Source organism: Brevibacillus sp. HB2.2, from assembly GCF_013284275.1.
GTDB classification, from domain to species: Bacteria; Bacillota; Bacilli; order Brevibacillales; family Brevibacillaceae; genus Brevibacillus; species Brevibacillus brevis_D.
In genome coordinates, this window is record NZ_JABSUV010000012.1 from 1 (window position 1) to 20,413 (window position 20,413).

A 20,413-nucleotide genomic window follows, 5' to 3' on the forward strand; every position below is an offset into this window, starting at 1 on the left:
GGGGGCTTCCCGTGTAGATGCTGCACATGTAGCAGAAGCAATTCGCTACAGAGCCTTGGACCGAGGGCTACTTTTTTAGTGGAGTGGAGATATGATCAATGCAGAACATAGTATCTGATAAAGGGATAAACAAGTAGGGGGGTTAAGTAAAGCATTCTTTAAACGAGTGAACTAAAGTTAATAACATAATAAAGCGAGACAGTATTCAATAATCAAGTAGAGTAAATGAATAAAAATAGATCCTAAGGTGGTAATAAAATTTACTAGTACAACATTTTTGAGAAAAAATGTCGCTAAAATATCTGGGATTAATTACCTGAACGATTGTTAATGAAGCAATTTCGTCATCTAAGAATCTTGATTCAATACTTTTTTGTGGGAGGCTTTCTGTTAGGTTGCTCCCATATGTAGAATGGGGATATGATGCGGATGCGATTCGATTGGCATTCAGTAGAAAATTGCTCATTTCCTAAGCAAAAAAGTCTTGGTTCCCTCGATTTTGGTTCCTCAACTATTGCTGCTTTGATGCAAAGTTTGATTTCTTTGCTGCATAGTCACGTCTGCAAAGATGTCAACACCTGTCCAAATGTCAAATAGTCAAGTTTTCAAGGAAAACAAATGGTTAGTCTGAATGCGCCTGTAAATGAACACACCACATACAGACTAACCACTTCACTACCAATAAAGTAACAGTAAATACTTTTGAAACCTAACCCTACACAATCGTAACAACATAAAACACAAACTCCCCACATTCCCCATTATCCCAAGGCCGACAATACTTCACTGAAATCGACGTCATTCCTCGCCGCAAAGCCTGAAAGGACATCACTTGATGCCCCTCTTGCCCAATACGAGCTGGCGATGATGGAGGAACAAAATGATTCGCATGCAACGATAAAAAGCGAGCATCCACCGGATTAGACAAATCCCACTGGTAGCCTGTAGAGGGATTTGCCACTAGCGTTATCGTGAACAAGTGGCCTTCCTGCACTTGCAGAGTATACGTTGAGGTTTTGACCACTGGCCTTCTTTCCTCCCTTTAAATGAGGACGATACCCATTTTCCATACCATATGAAAAAGACACGATAGCTGCTCACTACAGAACAAGCAGAAAAAATTTATTTGCATGTATTTCAAGTGATTCCGTTCGTTTACAAGTTGTGGAATTACTTGATACATCTATCATTTTGCGAAAAGATAACGATAAAAAATAGCCATTATACGTACAATGTTCCTAATTAATTTGAAACAATTAGTATGATCTGGAAAGGAATATGCATGATGCTGGCGAATAAGTAGGGACAAAGACATATATTGTCGAAATGTCTGTTGATATTTGTAATCTTTATTACCTAGTTGGTGTGATGACTAGAAATATCCACAGAGAGTAGAATTTCTTTTGCTCGTGCATGTAGGTACATTTCCCAGCACTTCCATGGCGTAGAATACCTTGGCATGGAAGAAGCTTTTTCTTTGTATTCATACTTGCTAGGAAAGGGAAAGGAAAATTGATGGAGAGCATTGCAGAATTATTTAAGAAAAAAGAGTACTACCACGCATTTCAGCCAATATGTCAACTTCCTGAGAAAAGTAGGATAGGGTATGAAGTATTACTTCGCAACAAAGCGGGGATCCATCCAGAGGCATTGTTTTCTTCGGCGAAGGAAAACAAAATGCTGCAAGAACTCGACGCCCATTCCCTGCATTATGCGCTCTTGACTTTTTTTCATTCGTCGATTGAACACAAAAACGAGCTTTTATTCGTGAATATTTTTCCTTCTACCATAATAGAAGACACATTTCCTGGCTTCATTCAAAAGATTGCTCGTTCCTTCCGTCCCTTTTTAACCCAAATCGTTTTGGAAATTAACGAATCGATTATGGAAGGAGAATGCTGGAGCGAACCCATTTTTACACGACGAATAGCTGAACTGAAAAAGTTGGGGTTCCTAATTGCGTTGGATGATGTCGGAGATGGCGCAAACATATTCGGTAAAATTGAAGATATCTCGCCTGATTACATTAAGATTGACCGCTTTTTTTCGCAAGAACTCTCGAGTTCATTAGAAAAGCAAAAGACTGTAAAATTGTTTGTCGATTTTTGCAAAGATGCACCTCAACTCATTCTCGAAGGAGTTGAAGAAGAAGAGGATTTTGCTTGTGCTTCTTTATTGGGGGTTGCAATCGGCCAGGGATACTTGTTTGGTAGACCAGGCAGTTTGCCGAACGAATAAGAGGGCAATGCAGAATTGGAGGAATTTTTATGGCTAGTGATAACAACGTATATTCCCGGAAAGCAACGCTTTCCTTAAAAATATCCGAGTTTGAAGTCCCTCCGATGCAGGATCTGTTGATCATCGGACGGAAAGCACCTATTGGTCCTGAGGCTGTAAGGAGAATGGCGGATGCGCTTTCCCCGGAGCAGTTTACCTTAATAAAGATGAATCATCCAAAGATTGAGGCAGTCTTGTTAAGAAATACCCTTTTGCAAATGATTGATGAAAAATTATTAATGAAAATCATTCTGGAAGAGGCAGAGCGCATGATTAGCGACTCCATGGTTCTGCGATCTGAATTAAAAATAGCATTGTCTGTTCAACGAGAGGTGGATCTATTATGAACATCTCCGACATCATGACGACGACGATTTGTACCATCACCTCTGACAAAAGTGTCTCTTATGCGGCGGAGCGAATGAACGAATCTCAAGTTGATTCGTTAGTTGTCATGGATCACGGAGAGGTGCTGGGAATGGTTACGACAAGAGACGTGTTGTCCGCTCATCCTAACCGAATCGTTGCCGATGCCATGAGCAGTCAACCATTCTACCTGTCTGCCAATCACAATGTTTGGGAGGCCTATCACGCGCTTCATCAAGAACAAGGTGGTCTGGCTTTGGTCATGCAAGAGGATCAACTGATCGGATTCATCACAAAAGAAATCGTAGAGATGAAAATAGCAGAGTATCGAGACCCATTATCGGGTTTGTATCGCGCTCCCTACATCGAGTTTATTGGGGAAAATTTTTTAAAGGAGCGTAAACCTTTCCATTTGCTTTTCATCGATTTGAACGACTTTGGCCGAATTAATAAGCTGCATGGTCATCCATTCGGGGATGATGTCATCCGCACCTATTCATCGGTTCTCTCTTCTTTGGCTGAAGAACAGGGGGATTACTTATGTCGTTATGCAGGGGACGAGTTTGTTTTGATCTCTACGATTTCGGATGAACAGATTCAGGAATACATTTCGCTTATTACACGTCCAACAAACGTTCTCGATGTCTTTGTATCTGCAGCTGTTGGCCATGTGAATGGGTACCAAACACCAGACTTCTTCGCTAGGTCCTGGCGGGAATTAATCGCTGAAGCAAGTTTAGGCTCCTCAGCTGCCAAATTATCCAAAACACTTACTTCCACAATGGGATAGGAAAAGTATAGTTTGCAAGTAATGCGCATACACTTTTGGACAGGTTTAGATCTTTCTTTGCAACCGATTATTTTATGGTACGTAATATATAGTGTGAATAGAGCAACATGAGGAGGCAATGACATGATCGTAACTACTACCAGCATGATCCAAGGAAAAGAAGTGGTAGAGTATTTGGATATCGTCAGCGGAGAGGTAATCATGGGTGCAAACGTAGTCCGTGACTTTCTCGCAGGAATTACGGACATCATCGGAGGCAGAAGTGGCTCTTATGAGAGTAAGCTCGCAGAAGGTCGTGAACTGGCCTTGCGTGAAATGAAAGAAAAAGCACGTGCATTAGGTGCAAACGCAGTGATTGGGGTTGATCTCGACTTCGAAACATTGCGGGAAGGTATGATGATGGTTATTGCCACAGGCACAGCTGTCCGTGTAAAGTAAGCCGGTAAACACCCGGCTTTCTTTTTTTACCGAAAGCGGTTCTTATACATAGCAAGCAAGGAGAAGTGAGCATGCAGGTACAAAAAACTCTTCAGGATTTATCGAATAGAATAAACACCCAGCCTCAAGGAATCGCTGGATTACATGCGGTTTACCATTTTGTCCTAAGTGGAGAAGAGGGGGGCACCTACGAGGTGGTTTTTGCCGATAATCAAGCGGACTATACGATGGGTGTGACAAGGGAAGCGGGCTGCATGCTGGAGTTATCTGATAAAGATTTAATTAAGCTCGTAGAGGGACGCTTGAATCCCACAGTTGCTTTGGTAACGGGCAAGCTGAAGATTAGCGGACAAATGGGGCTTTCATTTAAATTACAAACAATCTTGCATCACTATCAATTGCAAAAATAACGAAAAAACTAGTCATTTCTTTAAAGGTTGCGTTAAAATATGACCAAACAATGACACCTACTCTAACACAAAACGAGGGGAAACATGCGCCATATTTGTTCATTGATTGCGATGGTAAGCCAACTGGAAGAACAATCTGTGCGTTTTGATTTTTACCAAGAAATCAGACGACGCAAGCCAGAACGTCAGATATTAAAGCATGATGTACGATTACCGCGTCATTATTTCGATTATTTAATTCATTCAGGAGTATTGGAAGTGGAAACAGATGCCCCATATCAGCCGGGGAAGACCATGCCTGCTTCCATTGGTATGAACATACGCTCGCTCGGTGGAAACGTATTGTTTGACATGTGCTTTGCTCCGCAAACATATAAATTGTGGCAAAACACAGATGCAAGCATAGATGACCTTTCTCTACCTGCTGATATATTTGAAGAATATGTCTATCGCTTAGGCGCCATCAGTCGTTTTCGCTATTTAGGTCGAATTGATGATCCTGTAACAGCAACAAAGCTTGGTGAGAACGACATGATTGAATTCAAACGCGACTTTCTTTATTCGAAGACGGGAATTATTAAGTCTATTGTGGCGTTTGCGAATTCAAACAATGGGAATTTATTTTTAGGTATTACAGATGAGGGGACAGTGTGCGGGATTGATCATGAGATCGAGCAGTACGGAGACCCGGACAAATACATTCTAGCTATTACGCAATACATCCAAGATAAGACGTCACCGTTTGTGACCCCATTTCCAAAAATTTCATTGAAAAAAATAGATGGGAAAACAGTGGTAGCTATCTTTGTAGAAGCCTCATCTGATTTGATCTGTGGTTTGGACAAAAACAATGAAAAGTATGTGGTAATTCGTACGAACAATCGCTCCGTTATCGTGAAAGATCCGCACCAAATTGGTGAAATTTACGTGAAACGAAAGCTAGGCAGTGAGATCAGCCGTCGATTGGGACTTCTGTAGCGTTATCTTACAGAAATACACGAGGAGGGTTACTGCGTGATATCGTCTTTACGTACGTGTCTACTGATTATGATTGTGAGTAGCTTGTTCATCACTGGCTGTGCACAGTCAGGCAAGGTTTCTGATGACATGAAAGATCATATCGAGACAGAGCTTGGTACGGTTGAAAAAGTAACAGTGATGTCAACGGATGGACAGGAAGTATTATTGGACATGCGCTTGTTCTTGCAAGAACTGTCCGGACAGGGACAAGATTTACAAATATCATCCGAGCCTTTAAAGCAAGAAGATGTACGTTTTACGCTCGTCCTTTATCGAACACAGCAGGCTCCACTTGTCGTGACGGTGGGTGAGTCGGCAAGTGAGTTTGGGGGACACACGTATCGTGGTGCGGGTGCCACCTATTTTTATCAGTGGGTAAACAAGTTAACTGGTAAAGGAGTACTCTCACAAAAAATTCAAAGCGTGCGTTTAGCTGCAGAGGACCTTGGGCAGGCGCGCGTGTTGAACGAATCAGAAGCAGAATACATCAGGAAAGTAATGGGATCGGCAGTCCCAGAGGTGGACAGTCGCAACAAGCAGTATCCACTCTACCCGAACTATCGGATGAGAATGAATTTTGCTGACAAGCCGGTCGAAGTGGCCATTTTAACGCCGACGCTGATTGCAGTTCCCTTTGGGAGAGAAACGTTTTTCTTTCACGTAGATGGTAGTCTCTTTTCGCGGTTAACGGAATGGATGCCGCCAAGCAATCGTAAGGATGACAGGATTGACCCGTTATTTAAATCTACACGGATTCGCATCACAGCAAATGGCGAAATGAACGTCCAAGAAACAAAGTTGGATGTCACCCAAACAACGATCGAGCAAGGAATTGCCCATCAATCTGTCCGATTTTTAAAAAATGCAGATCCACTCATTGTTCCACCAAAAGAACCGGGCAAAAAACAATATGAACTTCATTTTTTGGTGAATGATAAAGAGCAGAGAATTGAACTATACCCACGTTATTTTAAGTATGAACAAACTTGGTACATTCACGATGAACTCGCTGAAAACGTGTGGAAATTGTTTCAATCTCTACGAAAATGAGGAACTTCCTCATGAAGTTTCGCATTTCTGGTCACGATAAAACGAACATATTACTACCACTTTTGCAGTTTTTGTCGTAGAATAGTTACGTTGCACTGATAGTGGAGGTTATGACCGGAAGAAGACAGACGTCTTTGAACCGGTCTAAAAGCCTGCCGATCTTTATCTGCCATAGGAGGATGGAGAATGAACATTCATGAGTATCAAGGTAAAGAGATACTTAAGCAGTACGGTGTAAAAGTTCCTGAAGGACGCGTAGCTTTCACAGTGGAAGAAGCTGTTGAAGCAGCAAAAGAACTGGGCACCCAAGTAAACGTAGTAAAAGCGCAAATTCACGCTGGTGGCCGTGGTAAGGCTGGCGGTGTAAAGGTTGCAAAAAATCTTGATGAAGTTCGTACATATGCCAGCGAGATTCTTGGCAAAGTACTCGTTACTCATCAAACAGGACCAGAAGGTAAAGAAGTTAAGCGCCTTCTGATCGAGCAAGGCTGCGACATCAAGAAAGAATACTACGTTGGTGTAGTTGTTGACCGTGCTACTGGAAGTGTTGTAATGATGGCTTCCGAAGAAGGCGGTATGGACATCGAGGAAGTAGCAGCAAACACTCCAGAAAAAATCTTCAAAGAAGTAGTTGATCCAGTAACAGGTCTGAATGGCTTCCAAGCTCGTCGCCTGGCTTACGCAATCAACATTCCAAAAGAATTGATTAACAAAGCTGCCAAGTTCATGATGAGCTTGTACCAAGCTTTCGTTGATAAAGATGCTTCTATCGCTGAAATCAACCCACTGGTTGTAACTGGCGACGGTGAAGTAATGGCACTGGATGCAAAACTAAACTTCGACAGCAACGCTCTCTATCGTCACCCTGACATCGTAGCTCTGCGCGATTTGGATGAAGAAGATGAGAAAGAAATCGAAGCTTCCAAGTTCGATCTGTCCTACATCGCACTTGATGGTAACATCGGTTGCATGGTAAACGGTGCAGGTCTGGCGATGGCAACAATGGACATCGTGAAATTCTACGGTGGAGACCCAGCTAACTTCCTTGACGTTGGTGGCGGAGCTACTGAAGAGAAAGTAACGGAAGCGTTTAAAATTATTCTCCGTGACGAAAAAGTAAAAGGTATTTTCGTCAACATCTTTGGCGGCATCATGAAATGCGACGTTATCGCAAACGGCGTAGTGAATGCAGCAAAACAAATCAAATTGGACAAACCTCTCGTTGTACGTCTCGAAGGTACAAACGTAGATTTGGGTAAGAAAATCCTTAATGAGTCCGGTTTGAACATTGTAGCTGCAGAATCTATGGCGGATGGCGCTGAGAAAATCGTATCCTTGGTGAAGTAAGATATTTCGAGTAGATACGTTAAAAAAGGTGGGAAAATTACGCGATGAGTATTCTCGTTAATAAAAATACAAAAGTAATTACGCAAGGGATTACGGGTGCAACTGGTCTGTTCCACACTCGCGGAGCCGTTGAATACGGTACACAAATGGTGGGCGGTGTAACACCTGGTAAAGGTGGAACCGAAGTTGACGGTATTCCAATTTTCAACACAGTAAAAGAAGCAGTTGAAGCAACTGGTGCAACTGCATCTGTTATCTACGTTGCTCCTCCTTTCGCTGCTGATGCGATCATGGAAGCAGTTGACGCTGAACTGGATCTGGTAATCTGCATTACTGAAGGTATCCCAGTTCTGGACATGGTGAAAGTTAAGCGCTACATGGAAGGCAAGAAAACCCTTCTCGTAGGTCCTAACTGCCCTGGCGTAATCACTCCAGGTGAGTGCAAAATCGGTATCATGCCTGGTTACATCCACGTTCCAGGTAAAGTGGGTATCGTATCTCGCTCCGGTACCTTGACTTATGAAGCAGTTCACCAAACTTCTACTCGCGGCCTTGGTCAATCCACAGCTGTAGGTATCGGTGGAGACCCAGTAAAAGGTATGGAGTTCATCGACGTACTGAAAATGTTCAACGAAGATCCAGACACAGAAGCTGTTATCATGCTGGGTGAAATCGGTGGTACTGCGGAAGAAGAAGCAGCAGAGTGGATCGCTGCTAACATGAAAAAACCAGTTGTAGGCTTCATCGGGGGACAAACTGCTCCTGAAGGAAAACGTATGGGCCACGCTGGTGCGATCATCTCTGGCGGTAAAGGTACAGCTGCTGAAAAAATCGCGAAGCTCGAAGAATGTGGTATTCGCGTAGCGAAAACACCTGCAGTTATCGGTGAAACACTTGTTGAATTGCTGAAAGAGCGCGGTATGCTCGAGAAAGTAATGGGCAAGTAAGCAGATAAGACAGAAGTGGACAGGCTTTAGGCTTGTCCACTTTTTTATTTTTGAAGCAGCCTCTTTCTTTCGATAGAATAACTTTCAAAAGCAATTGTGATCGGGATGAAGGAGGATTTTGGAGTGGAAAAGGCGAAGCTCGACGAGAGAGACTGGGTGTATGTGTTAACGATGGTTTCAGGTTTGGGAAGAAGGAAAATCCGAGAAATCTTTGAAATCACAGGTTCTTTTCAGATTGCCATCGAAAACTGGCATGAACTGGCAAGTGAGCTCAGATTGACTTCCTTGATCACTGGGCAAGTTGACCAGCAAAGCAATGAAGCTCTTGCTATGGCACTATTGGAAAAGCGTGAAGAAGAGGGAACGCGTTTCTTATGTCCTTTTGACGATGCTTATCCTGCTTCGCTCCGCAATATTCCCGATTTTCCATGGACGTTGTTTTATCGTGGCGACCACACATTATTGGATAAATTGTCGATTGGCGTCGTTGGTTCGCGCAAACCGACACCATATGGAAGAGCGAGCTGTAGCTTTTTTGTCCGAGAACTGGTACAAGCAGGTCTTGTCATTGTCTCAGGGGTAGCGTATGGAATTGATGCGGAGGCTCACCAAGCTACCTTGAAAGCAGGTGGTAAGACTATAGGCGTGCTCGGTTGCGGAATGAATCACGTTTATCCTTCTCGACATCGAGAACTTTATCGCGAAATTGAATCTTTTGGCCTACTCCTCAGCGAGTATCCTCCTCATATTCCACCTATTTCTGGATTGTTTCCAGAGCGAAATCGTATCATAAGTGGTCTTTCTATCGGTGTATTAGTGGTGGAAGCAGCAGAAAAAAGCGGATCCTTGATTACGGCAGACTGTGCACTTGAGCAGGGCAAAGAAGTTTTTGCGATTCCTGGTCCTATTTTTTCATTGATGAGTGCCGGGCCGCATAACTTGATCAAACAAGGTGCAAAGCTAGTAACGTGCAGTAACGATATATGGGATGAAATCAAACATCATCTTCCAGAAGCCAAGCAAATGCAGCAGGTCAAAAAGAACAATGCAACCGATGTTATTCCCTTATCTAATGAAGAAAAAGCGATTGTGGAAGCTGTAACCTATGATGGGATTCATTTGGATGAGTTAATGAGCTGCTTGGAAAAAGACCAACGCAAGATGCTACATCAGCTGGTCATTCGTTTGGAAGCAAAAGGAGCAATTTTGGCACTTCCTGGTGGTTATTTTGCGCGGAGATAGCATATCCGCTAGCTTTTTGGCAATGCCTAGAGGCACAAGTGTTTGACAAACCGGATGAGGGTATTTAATAATAGGGAAGATTCCTTACTAAAAGGGGAGGAAAAAAATGGCTGATACGCTAGTAATCGTAGAATCCCCTACGAAGGCCAAAACCATTGGAAAATACCTGGGTAGTAAATATATCGTGAAAGCGTCTATCGGACATGTACGCGATTTGCCGAAAAGTCAAATGGGTGTAGACGTTACACATAATTTTGAACCCAAATACATAACCATTCGCGGCAAAGGCGATGTATTGAAGGGCTTAAAAGATGCCGCTAAAAAAGTAAAAAAAGTGTATCTCGCAGCCGACCCGGATCGCGAAGGGGAGGCAATTGCTTGGCATTTGGCGCAATACTTGGGTCTCGATATGAATCAGCCGCTTCGTGTGGTATTTAATGAGATTACCAAAGATGCCATCAAAGAAGCGTTCAAGCATCCACGACACATAAACATGGACTTGGTAAATGCTCAACAGGCACGTCGTATTCTCGACAGACTCGTTGGCTACAATATTAGTCCAATTCTATGGAAAAAGGTTCGAAAAGGCTTGAGTGCTGGACGTGTTCAATCAGTTGCGGTAAAGCTTATCATGGATCGTGAGCGGGAGATCCAAGAGTTTATCCCGGAAGAGTATTGGACAATTGCAAGTACATTAATTAGCGACGGAAAAGAAATTAACGCGAAGTTCTATGGTTATGGCGATGAAAAGGTGGAGCTTCATTCGGAAGATGATGTAGCAGCGGTATTGAAACGAATGAAGAACAAACCATATGTGGTACAAAAGGTAACCAAGCGTGAACGTAAGCGCAATCCTGCACCTCCTTTTATCACGAGTTCTTTACAGCAAGAGGCAGCGCGTAAGCTGAACTTCCGCACTTCTAAGACCATGCGAATTGCTCAAGAGCTCTATGAGGGGATCGACGTTGGCAATAAAGAAGGCGCAGTTGGTTTGATTACCTATATGCGTACGGACTCTACTCGCCTGTCTGTAACTGCACAGAACGAAGCAAAGGAATACATACTCGAGAAATACGGTCCAGACTATGTGTTATCTGAGCCACGCAATCAGGCGAAAAACGAGAATGCTCAAGATGCTCACGAAGCAATCCGTCCAACTGGTGTGATGCGTACACCCGATGAAATCAAGGAATACTTGTCAAGAGATCAGTTGCGTTTGTATCGATTAATCTGGGAGCGTTTCCTTGCCAGTCAAATGTCATCTGCTGTTCTTGATACGATGAGCGTAGATATTGACGCAGGTGGAGTTACCTTCAGAGCAACGGGATCAAAAGTGAAGTTCCCTGGATTTATGAAGGTATATATTGAAGGAAACGATGATGGCACAGAGGAAGAAAGCTTCCTTCCGCCCATTGAAGAAGGACAAATCCTCGATCAGAAAGAAATCGAGCCGAGTCAGCACTTTACACAGCCACCACCACGATTCTCCGAAGCGCGCATGCTCAAATCGATGGAAGAGATGGGGATTGGACGTCCATCTACCTATGCGCCTACATTAGAAACCATTCAAAAGCGGGGCTACGTGGCATTAGAAGAGAAGCGATTTGTCCCAACCGAGTTGGGCGAGATTGTGATCACACTTGTTGAGGAGTTCTTCCCGGAGATTCTCAACGTAGAATTCACTGCGCACATGGAATCGGGCTTGGATAACATCGAAGCAGGAATCACCAATTGGGTGCAGGTGCTGGACGATTTTTATCAAGACTTTGCGAAGCGCGTAGTTGTTGCAGAAGAAGAAATGAAGGAAGTAGAGCTGAAAGTTGAAGAATCGGATGAAACATGTGAGCTTTGTGGCCGTGTGATGGTTTATAAGCTTGGTCGATTTGGCAAGTTTTTAGCTTGTTCGGGATTCCCGGATTGCCGTAATACGAAGCCGATTGTAAAAGAAATCGGCGTAAAATGTCCGCAGTGTGAAACCGGAGAGATTATCGAACGTAAATCTAAAAAGAGCCGTATTTTTTACGGTTGCAATCAATATCCGGAATGCGATTTTGTATCGTGGGACAAACCGATTGCCAGACCTTGTCCAAAATGCTCCAGCATGCTCGTGGAGAAAAAGCGCAAGAAGCAAGGAGTTAGCGTAGTTTGCACCAAGTGTGATTATCAAGAAGAGGCAGACTCCTAAGCAGCCTGATTCGATTTTGTAGTTTGGAGGATTAACAGCATGTCACAACCAACAATTACAGTAGTAGGCGCTGGTCTCGCTGGTAGTGAGGCAGCATGGCAAATCGCGCAGGCGGGTGTAAAAGTTAAGCTGTATGAAATGAGACCGAAGACACAAACGCCTGCACATCACACCGATAAATTTGCAGAGTTGGTATGCAGTAATTCATTGCGTGCTAACACGTTGACGAATGCAGTGGGTGTATTAAAGGAAGAAATGCGTCGGCTGAACTCTGTCATTATCGATTCGGCAGATCGTTGCGCGGTTCCAGCTGGAGGCGCGCTTGCCGTAGACAGACACGAATTCGCTGCTCATGTGACAGATGCTGTTCGTAATCATCCCTTAGTTGAGGTCGTTTCGGAAGAGATTACCGAAATTCCTGATGGGATTGTCGTAATTGCCACCGGGCCACTTACTTCTCCAGCTTTGTCTACAAAGTTAAAAGAGCTGACGGGTGAAGAATATCTGTACTTCTATGATGCAGCAGCACCCATTATCGAGAAAGACTCGATCGATATGAACAAGGTATTCGTTGCTTCCAGATATGATAAAGGTGAAGCAGCCTACCTGAACTGCCCGATGACAGAAGAGGAGTTCAATCGCTTCTATGATGCGTTGATTTCTGCGGAAACTGTTCCATTGAAGGAGTTTGAAAAGGAGATCTTCTTCGAAGGCTGCATGCCGATTGAAGTATTGGCAAAGCGTGGGCACAAAACCATGACATTTGGTCCCATGAAGCCTGTGGGTCTGGTTGATCCACGGACAGGTAAAAAGTCTTATGCGGTTGTTCAACTTCGCCAGGACAACAGTGCTGCGACATTGTATAACATCGTAGGCTTCCAGACCCATCTGAAATGGCCGGATCAAAAAAGAGTCTTTTCACTCATTCCTGGGTTGGAAAACTGCGAAATCGTTCGTTATGGTGTCATGCACCGAAACACCTTTATCAATTCGCCAAAGCTTTTGAAGCCTACGTATCAGTATAAAGATCGGGAAACACTTTTCTTTGCTGGTCAAATGACTGGTGTAGAAGGATATGTAGAGTCAGCAGCATCTGGCTTGCTTGCGGGGATAAATGCAGCACGACTCGCAAAAGGGGAAGAATTGATCGAGCTTCCGCCAGAAACAATTATGGGCAGTATGGCTCGTTATATTACAACGGCAGATCCAAAGCATTTTCAACCGATGAACGCAAACTTCGGGCTTGTACCGGAATGGCCAGAAAGAATCCGAGACAAGCGTTTGAAAAATGAAAAGCTCGCTGAGCGGGCGCTAGATACAATTCAGAATTTTACACAAGAACGACACAATTAACATTGATATCCGATTTTCGTCTGTGTTACTATATAGGTGCTTCGAGGAGGGTGCATCCCGTATGGACTTTTCGCAACAAAATTCTGCGGATATTGAGATGTTTACCCGCTATTTGCGAGTTGAAAAAAACGCCTCTCCTCATACGGTGAAGCAGTATGTGGCAGATATCAGCGAATTTGTCTCCTTTATGGAACAGCACCAAATCACCGTATTTGCTGCTGTTTCTTATTTGCATGGTCGCTCCTTTCTCGCGCAATTGGCTGGTAGGGGGCTTTCCCGGCGAAGTATTGCCCGCAAGCTATCTAGTTTGCGTAGCTTGTACCGATTTCTGTTGCGTGAAGGTCAACTGGAACAGAACCCATTTCAACTAGTCTCCACTCCCAAAATGGAGAAGAAACTTCCTTCCTTTTTATATCCGCAAGAAGTTCAAGCTTTTTTCGATCTGCCTGATACAACCACTCCATTAGGAATTCGTGATCGGCTGATTTTTGAACTGCTGTATGCAAGCGGCATGCGTGTTACGGAGCTCACCACTTTATCTGTGAGTGATGTGAATCCGAGCATGGGAGTCGCCTTGGTTTATGGAAAAGGAGCGAAAGAACGATATGTGCCGGTTGGAAGTTATGCCTGCGACGTTCTTCGGCAATACCTAGAACATGGAAGAGAAAAACTGTTGGCAGGAAAAGTAGAACACGGCAATTTGCTGGTTAACTATCGGGGAGAACCGTTATCCGACCGTAGTGTTCGACGGATTGTAGACAAATACGTAGATACGTACGCTCTTCAATTGCGGGTTTCACCACATACCTTTCGTCATACGTTTGCAACCCATATGTTGAATGGTGGCGCGGATCTGCGTACCGTGCAAGAATTACTGGGGCACGTTAATGTTTCGACGACACAGGTGTACACGCATGTGACCAAAGAGCGACTTCGGCATGTATATGACACCGCTCACCCACGAGCAAACCCGGGTAATACAGGTTCCGCCAATCGGACGACATAACGGGAGGAATCAGTGATGGAACAGTTTCACGCAACAACCATATTTGCTGTACAGCACAATGGGTCTGTAGCGATGGCCGGAGATGGTCAGGTTACTTTTGGCAACAGCATGGTAATGAAGCACGGTGCCAAAAAAGTAAGACGTCTATATCGCGGCGAAGTTTTAGCAGGATTCGCTGGCTCTGTTGCTGATGCCATTACGCTTTTTGAGAAATTTGAAGGAAAGCTGGAGGAGTATCACGGCAATCTGCAGCGAGCTGCTGTAGAGCTGGCGAAAGAGTGGCGCATGGATAAAATTTTGCGCCGTTTGGAAGCTATGATGATTGTTGCCAATAAGGAGCATTTGCTGCTTATTTCCGGAAATGGCGAAATCATTGAGCCTGATGATGGGATTCTTGCAATTGGTTCTGGCGGTAGCTTTGCCCTTGCAGCAGGTCGTGCATTGAAAACATATGCGCCTCATCTCGGCGCACGTGAAATTGCGGAAGCATCGCTTCGTACCGCTGCTGAAATTTGCGTGTTCACAAATAACAATCTTGTTGTGGATGAGTTGAATTGAGCGAAAGGGAGGAACCTACTGTGCTGAATCTTGAGCAATTAACCCCGCGTACGATCGTAGAGCATTTGGATAAATACATTGTCGGGCAGGCACAAGCCAAGAAAGCCATTGCTGTTGCGCTTCGCAACCGCTACCGTCGCAGTCGTTTGCCAGAGCAAATGATTGACGAGGTTGTTCCAAAAAACATCTTGATGATCGGACCTACTGGTGTTGGAAAAACGGAAATTGCACGTCGGATTGCAAAACTGACAGGTGCTCCTTTTATTAAGGTAGAAGCAACGAAGTTTACGGAAGTCGGTTATGTAGGACGAGATGTGGAATCGATGGTCCGTGATCTGGTGGAAGCTTCTATCCGTACGGTCAAACAGGAAAAAGTAGAGTCGGTGAAAGAGAAAGCCGAAAAGCTTGCGAATGAAGCGATTGTGAACGTACTTGTTCCATCTCGCAAGCAGTCGAACTCATTCAAAAATCCGTTGGAGATGTTCTTCGGTGGACAGCAGCAACAGCAACAGGATACCACTGATCAAGAAGAAGTATCGATTGAGCAGCAACGCAGACAAGTCATGTGGCAATTGACGAATGGCCAGTTAGAAGAGCAAATGATTGAGATTGAAGTCGAAGATCAATCACCTTCGATGTTTGACATGTTCCAGGTTCCGGGTACAGAACAAATGGGGATGCAAATGCAAGATATGCTCGGTAGCCTGATGCCTAAGCGGTTGAAGAAACGAAAATTGCGAATAAAAGATGCGCGAAAGGTATTAATTCAGCAGGAAGCGCAAAAACTGGTGGATATGGACGAAGTTACGCAGGAGTCAATTCGTCGAGCTGAACAACACGGGATTATCTTCATTGACGAAATTGACAAGATTGCGGGTAAGGATGGGCGTGGCCCGGATGTATCCCGTGAAGGAGTCCAGCGTGATATTTTACCCATTGTGGAAGGCTCAACTGTCATGACCAAGTATGGTCCAGTCAAAACAGATTATGTTCTGTTTATTGCAGCTGGTGCTTTTCACATGGCAAAACCATCAGATTTGATTCCGGAATTGCAAGGTCGCTTTCCGATTCGGGTGGAGCTGACTAGCTTGCGTGTTGAAGATTTTGTCCGAATTTTGACAGAGCCTAAAAACGCGTTGCTTAAGCAGTACGTAGCTCTCTTGGAAACGGAAGGTGTGCAAGTTGAATTTACACCGGAAGCCATTCAGGAACTCGCTCGTCTCGCTGCTGAGGTCAATCAGAGCACAGATAACATTGGTGCTAGACGATTGCACACTATATTGGAGAAGCTGCTGGAGGATCTCTCTTTTGAAGCCCCAGAAATCCACCTGGAAGTTGTACAGATTACCCCCGATTATGTTAAACAGAAATTAGGAACAATCGTGGGGAACAAAGACTTGAGTCAATATATTTTATAACATTGGATAGGCAGCACATATAATTAGGAGGAAATACAGATGGATCTACTGTCAAAAACAAGAAGAATTAACCGCATGTTGCAAAAATCCGCGGGTCATGCCGTGAACTTCAATGAAATGTCTCAAGTTTTGAGTGACGTTATCGAAGCAAATACTTATGTTGTAAGCCGCAAAGGAAAACTTCTCGGCTTTGCGATTCACCAAGAGATGGATAACAGCCGTATGCGCAAAATGCTGGAAGATCGCCGTTTTCCAGAAGAGTACAGCATGGGGTTACTGAAAGTAGATGAAACATCTGCGAATCTGGATGTAGATAGCCCATACACGATTTTCCCTGTTGAAATGAAAGAAGTATTCCGCACAGGTTGGACCACGCTTGTTCCAATCATGGGTGGAGGAGATCGTCTTGGTACGCTGATTTTGGGTCGTATTAACGATCAATTTGTCGATGACGACCTGATTCTTGCAGAAGTAGGGGCAACAGTAGTAGGCATGGAAATCTTGCGTGAGCGTTCTGAAGCAATCGAAGAAGAAGCGCGTAGCAAAGCAGTTGTACAAATGGCGATTGGTTCCCTCTCTTATAGTGAATTGGAAGCAGTTGAACATATTTTTGAAGAGCTCGAAGGCAAAGAAGGCTTGCTTGTTGCCTCCAAAATCGCGGATCGCGTAGGAATTACCCGCTCCGTCATTGTAAACGCACTGCGCAAGCTGGAGAGTGCGGGTGTTATCGAATCCCGTTCTTTGGGAATGAAAGGTACCTTCATTAAGGTACTGAATGAAAAGCTGTTGCCTGAGCTTGAGAAGCTCAAAACCTCGTAATATACCTTGCGAAAAGTTACAAGAAAGTAAACAAAAGGTGTAGCAACTCAGGTTGCTGCACCTTTTCTCATGGGACTATAGTCCTAGTAAAAGTAAAAAACGACACATTATTACCATAAAATATATATTGATTTTTAATGCATGCTTCGACAATTGCAATGGTTTGAATATGGTTTCCTTGTAAAATGCAGTAAAAAAACAGGAAGGATAAGGGATTTAGTCCCATTGAATCATTTTGAAAAACGTCATGAAAAGGGGCTTTTTTGTCCAAATTGATTTTGCTATGATTGAATCGTATTAGGGTGTCGAAAATACAGGAAATATAGGTGGTTTTAGGGAAAAGAATTGACTCATATTGGGGGAGAAGGAAAAATGCTGGATAGTTACCATCTGCAGGTCCTGGAGAGATCACTCGACGCTGCAACATTGCGACATAGAACAATCGCAAACAATCTTGCCAACATAGACACCCCTCAATTCAAAAGTCAGCAAGTCATCTTCGAGAGCTTTTTGCAAGATGAGTTGAACGCAAGAGCGGGAAATGGCAAGTTAGAAGCGTATCGGACCAATCAAAGACACCTTCCGTTTGGTAATGCAGGCGTTGCAGTACCACAGGTAGTGTCCAATCCGAATAACTTCATTCAGAACAGTGGCAATGATGTTGACTTGGAAGCAGAAACAACAGAATTGGCCAAAAACCAAATTTGGTACAGTGGTTTAACGCAATTAACAGCAGGACATTTTCAAAAACTGCGCAGTGTAATTGAGGGTGGAGGTAAATAAAGATGAGCTTGTTTCAGGGAATTAACACAAGTGCTTCTGCCTTAACAGCTAACCGCTTGCGATTGGATACGATTTCTTCCAATATTGCGAATGCGGAAACCACTCGAGCAAACTTCGTAGATGGGGCCTGGCAGCCATATCGCAGGAAAATGGTGGAGTTGTCACCTCAAACAAATGGAACATTTGATAACTTCCTGCAAGCAGCCGTTGGGACGGTCTCAGGAAGTCAGGGTGGACAAGGTGTGAAGGTCACAGCGATTCAAGAAGACAATACTCCGTTCAAGCGAGTATATGATCCATCTCATCCAGATGCAGATCAAGACGGATATCTCTTGATGCCGAATGTCGACCCGATGAAAGAAATGGTGGACATGATCTCCGCATCAAGATCATACGAAGCCAATGTGACAGCACTGAACGCTTCCAAAGCGATGATGCTAAAAGCATTGGAAATTAAGTAAAGCGGGTGACAGTAAGGAATGGAAATGAGTGCAATCTCCCAACTAACGCCAATTCGTACACCGAGCGTGAACAAGCCAACCCCAGCTGAAGTTTCCCAAGAATTCTCATCGTTTCTATCGGATGCCATGGATAAAGTGAATCAGGCGCAAGTAGAATCGTCGAATCTTGCCGACAAGTTTGCAGCGGGAGAAATTACCGACGTGCACCAATTGACTGTTGCAGGTCAAAAAGCTTCCGTGATGCTACAAATGACTATGCAGGTCAGGAACAAGATGATTGAGTCTTATCAAGAAATCATGCGCATGTCGATTTGATCGTTGTTGGTATCCTTTGAGAGGTGAAACATGAACGAACGTTTAGCAGTATACAAAGACCGGTTTACGTCAAAATGGAACCAATTCTCCAAGAAACAAAAATGGATGATTCTCGGTATTTCGCTTTTCCTCTTGATCTCTCTAGGCCTATACATATACATCGCTTCTCAGCCGGTGTACAAACCACTTTACAACCAAAAATTGAGTGAACAAGAAATCGGGACGATCAAGCAAGAGCTGGAAGCTTCAAAAATCCCATACCAGATCACGGGGAATGGTACAAGTATCGAGGTTCCAGAAAAAATGGCACAGGATGTCATTGTCGATTTGGCTGCACAAGGTATTCCGAGTCAAGCAGGAATTAATGCAGAAATTTTCTCAAGTACCCTTGGAGTGACGGATCGCCAATTTGATGTCATGAAGAAAGAGGCATTGCAACAAGAGCTACGCAAGATGCTGGAACGTGTAAAAGGTGTACGATCAGCACAAGTGATGATTACGTTGCCGCAGGAAAGCGTTTGGGTAACGGAGACTCCAGATACAGCGACGGCTTCTGTTATCGTGGATGTTGAACCTGGAACAACGCTTGATCAAAAGCAAATTAACTCGCTTTATCTGCTTGTTTCCCGAAGCGTTCCGAAATTGCCGATGGAAGCGATCGCGATTACAGACCAGTATTCCAATCCACTAGAACGTTCCGAAGGTAATGAAAGCGAAGGAACATTGAGTAGCTTTAAACAACAGGAAACAATCAAAGCAGATGTTGAAAAGAAAATTCAACAAAACTTGTACAATTTGTTGGGTACAATCATGGGACGCGATAAAGTCATCGTCCATACGTTCCTCAAAATGAACTTTGACAAAGAAAATCGCGTAGAGAACATCGTTGAGGCCCCTGACAAAGAGAATAACGAAGGACTTATCATTTCTTCTCAAAAATTATCAAAAGCTTTCTCTGGACAAGGTCAACCTCCAGGGGGAATTGCAGGAACCAATAACAATGCAGTTACGAACTACCCGGGAGCTACCCCACAAGGAAGTAACAGTCAGTACGAAGAGTTGAATGATACGATTAACCGTGAAGTAAATCGCATCACACGAAATGTTACATCAAGTCCTTACAAGATCGAAGACATCACAATCAACGTTGGCGTAGAACCGCCAGCTGGTGGAACGATGGATGCTGCTACGCTCGAGAGCATTAAACAAGTGTTGCGCAATGTTGTTCGTGTCACTTTAAGTGATCAGGTTACTGATTTATCGGATGCTGAGTTGGACAAGCATATTTCTGTACTCCCTCGTCAGTTCTCAGGAAAAGCTGAGATTGAGGATTCCAGTGCGCTGAGTCCTGCTGTTCTTTGGACAGTTGGTGCTATTGCAGTCTTGGCACTTGCTGCTGTTGCCTTCCTCGTTTATCGCAGACGCAGTCAAGCGAAGCAGCAACAAGATGAAGAGGAATTGCCAGATTTGCTGACACCGTTAAACGCGGGCGAAATACCAGACTTGATTTACCAAGAAGATGGAGACCAGGTAGTGGTCAGAAAGCAACTTGAAAAATTGGCGCGAAGCAAACCAGATGAGTTTGTTGTTCTGCTTCGTACATGGTTAGCAGAAGATTAAGGAGTGAA

21 protein-coding genes are annotated in these 20,413 nt (G+C 44.0%); 20 read left to right on the plus strand and 1 reads right to left on the minus strand.

The genetic code is table 11. The features are described 5' to 3' along the window. Window positions 1-715: 715 nt before the first annotated feature. A complete protein-coding gene (locus HP401_RS10650) occupies window positions 716-1,024 on the minus strand; it encodes a protease inhibitor I42 family protein (RefSeq protein WP_015891778.1) in 309 nt (102 codons plus the stop codon). A gap of 491 nt (window positions 1,025-1,515) precedes the next feature. Between HP401_RS10650 and HP401_RS10655 the strand changes: the two genes are divergently transcribed. The 20 genes from HP401_RS10655 to fliF all read left to right on the plus strand — a co-directional run bounded on the left by HP401_RS10655 (window position 1,516) and on the right by fliF (window position 20,405). Further along, window positions 1,516-2,238, plus strand: a complete 723-nt coding sequence (locus HP401_RS10655; RefSeq protein WP_173604988.1) for an EAL domain-containing protein — start codon at window positions 1,516-1,518, stop codon at window positions 2,236-2,238. Between the two features lie 29 nt (window positions 2,239-2,267). After that, entirely contained in the window at window positions 2,268-2,624 is a 357-nt protein-coding gene (locus HP401_RS10660) for a hypothetical protein (RefSeq protein WP_015891775.1), read from the plus strand. Next, on the plus strand, window positions 2,621-3,433 hold the full coding sequence (locus HP401_RS10665; RefSeq protein ID WP_015891774.1) for a CBS domain-containing protein: 813 nt from the start codon (window positions 2,621-2,623) through the stop codon (window positions 3,431-3,433). Before HP401_RS10660 ends, HP401_RS10665 begins: the two co-directional genes overlap by 4 nt. Window positions 3,434-3,556: 123 nt before the next feature. Beyond that, window positions 3,557-3,871, plus strand: a complete 315-nt coding sequence (locus HP401_RS10670) for a YbjQ family protein (RefSeq protein WP_015891773.1) — start codon at window positions 3,557-3,559, stop codon at window positions 3,869-3,871. 71 nt (window positions 3,872-3,942) lie between these two features. After that, window positions 3,943-4,281: an SCP2 sterol-binding domain-containing protein gene (locus HP401_RS10675; protein WP_173604989.1), complete on the plus strand. Its 339-nt coding sequence runs from the start codon at window positions 3,943-3,945 to the stop codon at window positions 4,279-4,281. Between the two features lie 84 nt (window positions 4,282-4,365). Then, entirely contained in the window at window positions 4,366-5,259 is an 894-nt protein-coding gene (locus HP401_RS10680) for an AlbA family DNA-binding domain-containing protein (RefSeq protein ID WP_173604990.1), read from the plus strand. A 36-nt stretch (window positions 5,260-5,295) separates the two neighbouring features. Then, the gene (locus tag HP401_RS10685; RefSeq protein WP_173604991.1) at window positions 5,296-6,351 is read left to right on the plus strand and encodes a hypothetical protein; all 1,056 of its coding nucleotides are present in this window, start codon (window positions 5,296-5,298) and stop codon (window positions 6,349-6,351) included. 186 nt (window positions 6,352-6,537) lie between these two features. Further along, the gene (gene sucC / locus HP401_RS10690) at window positions 6,538-7,698 is read left to right on the plus strand and encodes an ADP-forming succinate--CoA ligase subunit beta (RefSeq protein ID WP_016743310.1); all 1,161 of its coding nucleotides are present in this window, start codon (window positions 6,538-6,540) and stop codon (window positions 7,696-7,698) included. A 44-nt stretch (window positions 7,699-7,742) separates the two neighbouring features. Then, the gene (gene sucD / locus HP401_RS10695; protein ID WP_015891769.1) at window positions 7,743-8,645 is read left to right on the plus strand and encodes a succinate--CoA ligase subunit alpha; all 903 of its coding nucleotides are present in this window, start codon (window positions 7,743-7,745) and stop codon (window positions 8,643-8,645) included. A 123-nt stretch (window positions 8,646-8,768) separates the two neighbouring features. Next, on the plus strand, window positions 8,769-9,887 hold the full coding sequence (gene dprA / locus HP401_RS10700) for a DNA-processing protein DprA (protein WP_173604992.1): 1,119 nt from the start codon (window positions 8,769-8,771) through the stop codon (window positions 9,885-9,887). 106 nt (window positions 9,888-9,993) lie between these two features. After that, complete coding sequence (topA, locus tag HP401_RS10705) at window positions 9,994-12,072, plus strand: type I DNA topoisomerase (RefSeq protein WP_173604993.1); 2,079 nt, start codon at window positions 9,994-9,996, stop codon at window positions 12,070-12,072. 39 nt (window positions 12,073-12,111) lie between these two features. Beyond that, entirely contained in the window at window positions 12,112-13,425 is a 1,314-nt protein-coding gene (gene trmFO / locus HP401_RS10710; protein ID WP_015891766.1) for an FADH(2)-oxidizing methylenetetrahydrofolate--tRNA-(uracil(54)-C(5))-methyltransferase TrmFO, read from the plus strand. A 61-nt stretch (window positions 13,426-13,486) separates the two neighbouring features. Next, a complete protein-coding gene (gene xerC / locus HP401_RS10715) occupies window positions 13,487-14,431 on the plus strand; it encodes a tyrosine recombinase XerC (protein WP_015891765.1) in 945 nt (314 codons plus the stop codon). Between the two features lie 15 nt (window positions 14,432-14,446). After that, complete coding sequence (hslV, locus tag HP401_RS10720) at window positions 14,447-14,989, plus strand: ATP-dependent protease subunit HslV (RefSeq protein ID WP_015891764.1); 543 nt, start codon at window positions 14,447-14,449, stop codon at window positions 14,987-14,989. A gap of 20 nt (window positions 14,990-15,009) precedes the next feature. After that, window positions 15,010-16,407 carry an ATP-dependent protease ATPase subunit HslU gene (gene hslU, locus HP401_RS10725; protein ID WP_309145120.1) on the plus strand — a complete coding sequence of 466 codons (1,398 nt, stop codon included), beginning with the start codon at window positions 15,010-15,012 and terminating at the stop codon, window positions 16,405-16,407. Between the two features lie 39 nt (window positions 16,408-16,446). Then, window positions 16,447-17,226, plus strand: coding sequence for a GTP-sensing pleiotropic transcriptional regulator CodY (gene codY, locus HP401_RS10730; protein ID WP_015891762.1), 780 nt, complete (start codon window positions 16,447-16,449; stop codon window positions 17,224-17,226). Window positions 17,227-17,598: 372 nt separating this feature from the next. Then, window positions 17,599-18,009: a flagellar basal body rod protein FlgB gene (flgB, locus tag HP401_RS10735; protein ID WP_015891761.1), complete on the plus strand. Its 411-nt coding sequence runs from the start codon at window positions 17,599-17,601 to the stop codon at window positions 18,007-18,009. 2 nt (window positions 18,010-18,011) lie between these two features. After that, on the plus strand, window positions 18,012-18,470 hold the full coding sequence (gene flgC, locus HP401_RS10740) for a flagellar basal body rod protein FlgC (RefSeq protein ID WP_087346853.1): 459 nt from the start codon (window positions 18,012-18,014) through the stop codon (window positions 18,468-18,470). Between the two features lie 18 nt (window positions 18,471-18,488). After that, a complete protein-coding gene (fliE, locus tag HP401_RS10745; RefSeq protein ID WP_015891759.1) occupies window positions 18,489-18,785 on the plus strand; it encodes a flagellar hook-basal body complex protein FliE in 297 nt (98 codons plus the stop codon). 30 nt (window positions 18,786-18,815) lie between these two features. Further along, window positions 18,816-20,405, plus strand: a complete 1,590-nt coding sequence (gene fliF, locus HP401_RS10750; protein WP_173604994.1) for a flagellar basal-body MS-ring/collar protein FliF — start codon at window positions 18,816-18,818, stop codon at window positions 20,403-20,405. Window positions 20,406-20,413: the final 8 nt, after the last annotated feature.

Excerpts from the sequence above, each read along its gene's own strand:
- HP401_RS10655 (WP_173604988.1), top strand. The coding sequence starts at position 1,516 with ATGGAGAGCATTGCAGAATTATTTAAGAAAAAAGAGTACTACCACGCA.
- sucD (WP_015891769.1), top strand. The coding sequence starts at position 7,743 with ATGAGTATTCTCGTTAATAAAAATACAAAAGTAATTACGCAAGGGATT.
- HP401_RS10675 (WP_173604989.1), top strand. The coding sequence starts at position 3,943 with ATGCAGGTACAAAAAACTCTTCAGGATTTATCGAATAGAATAAACACC.
- fliF (WP_173604994.1), top strand. The coding sequence starts at position 18,816 with ATGAACGAACGTTTAGCAGTATACAAAGACCGGTTTACGTCAAAATGG.
- flgC (WP_087346853.1), top strand. The coding sequence starts at position 18,012 with ATGAGCTTGTTTCAGGGAATTAACACAAGTGCTTCTGCCTTAACAGCT.
- sucC (WP_016743310.1), top strand. The coding sequence starts at position 6,538 with ATGAACATTCATGAGTATCAAGGTAAAGAGATACTTAAGCAGTACGGT.
- codY (WP_015891762.1), top strand. The coding sequence starts at position 16,447 with ATGGATCTACTGTCAAAAACAAGAAGAATTAACCGCATGTTGCAAAAA.
- trmFO (WP_015891766.1), top strand. The coding sequence starts at position 12,112 with ATGTCACAACCAACAATTACAGTAGTAGGCGCTGGTCTCGCTGGTAGT.
- HP401_RS10680 (WP_173604990.1), top strand. The coding sequence starts at position 4,366 with ATGCGCCATATTTGTTCATTGATTGCGATGGTAAGCCAACTGGAAGAA.
- HP401_RS10665 (WP_015891774.1), top strand. The coding sequence starts at position 2,621 with ATGAACATCTCCGACATCATGACGACGACGATTTGTACCATCACCTCT.
- topA (WP_173604993.1), top strand. The coding sequence starts at position 9,994 with ATGGCTGATACGCTAGTAATCGTAGAATCCCCTACGAAGGCCAAAACC.
- HP401_RS10660 (WP_015891775.1), top strand. The coding sequence starts at position 2,268 with ATGGCTAGTGATAACAACGTATATTCCCGGAAAGCAACGCTTTCCTTA.
- flgB (WP_015891761.1), top strand. The coding sequence starts at position 17,599 with ATGCTGGATAGTTACCATCTGCAGGTCCTGGAGAGATCACTCGACGCT.
- fliE (WP_015891759.1), top strand. The coding sequence starts at position 18,489 with ATGGAAATGAGTGCAATCTCCCAACTAACGCCAATTCGTACACCGAGC.
- HP401_RS10670 (WP_015891773.1), top strand. The coding sequence starts at position 3,557 with ATGATCGTAACTACTACCAGCATGATCCAAGGAAAAGAAGTGGTAGAG.
- hslV (WP_015891764.1), top strand. The coding sequence starts at position 14,447 with ATGGAACAGTTTCACGCAACAACCATATTTGCTGTACAGCACAATGGG.
- xerC (WP_015891765.1), top strand. The coding sequence starts at position 13,487 with ATGGACTTTTCGCAACAAAATTCTGCGGATATTGAGATGTTTACCCGC.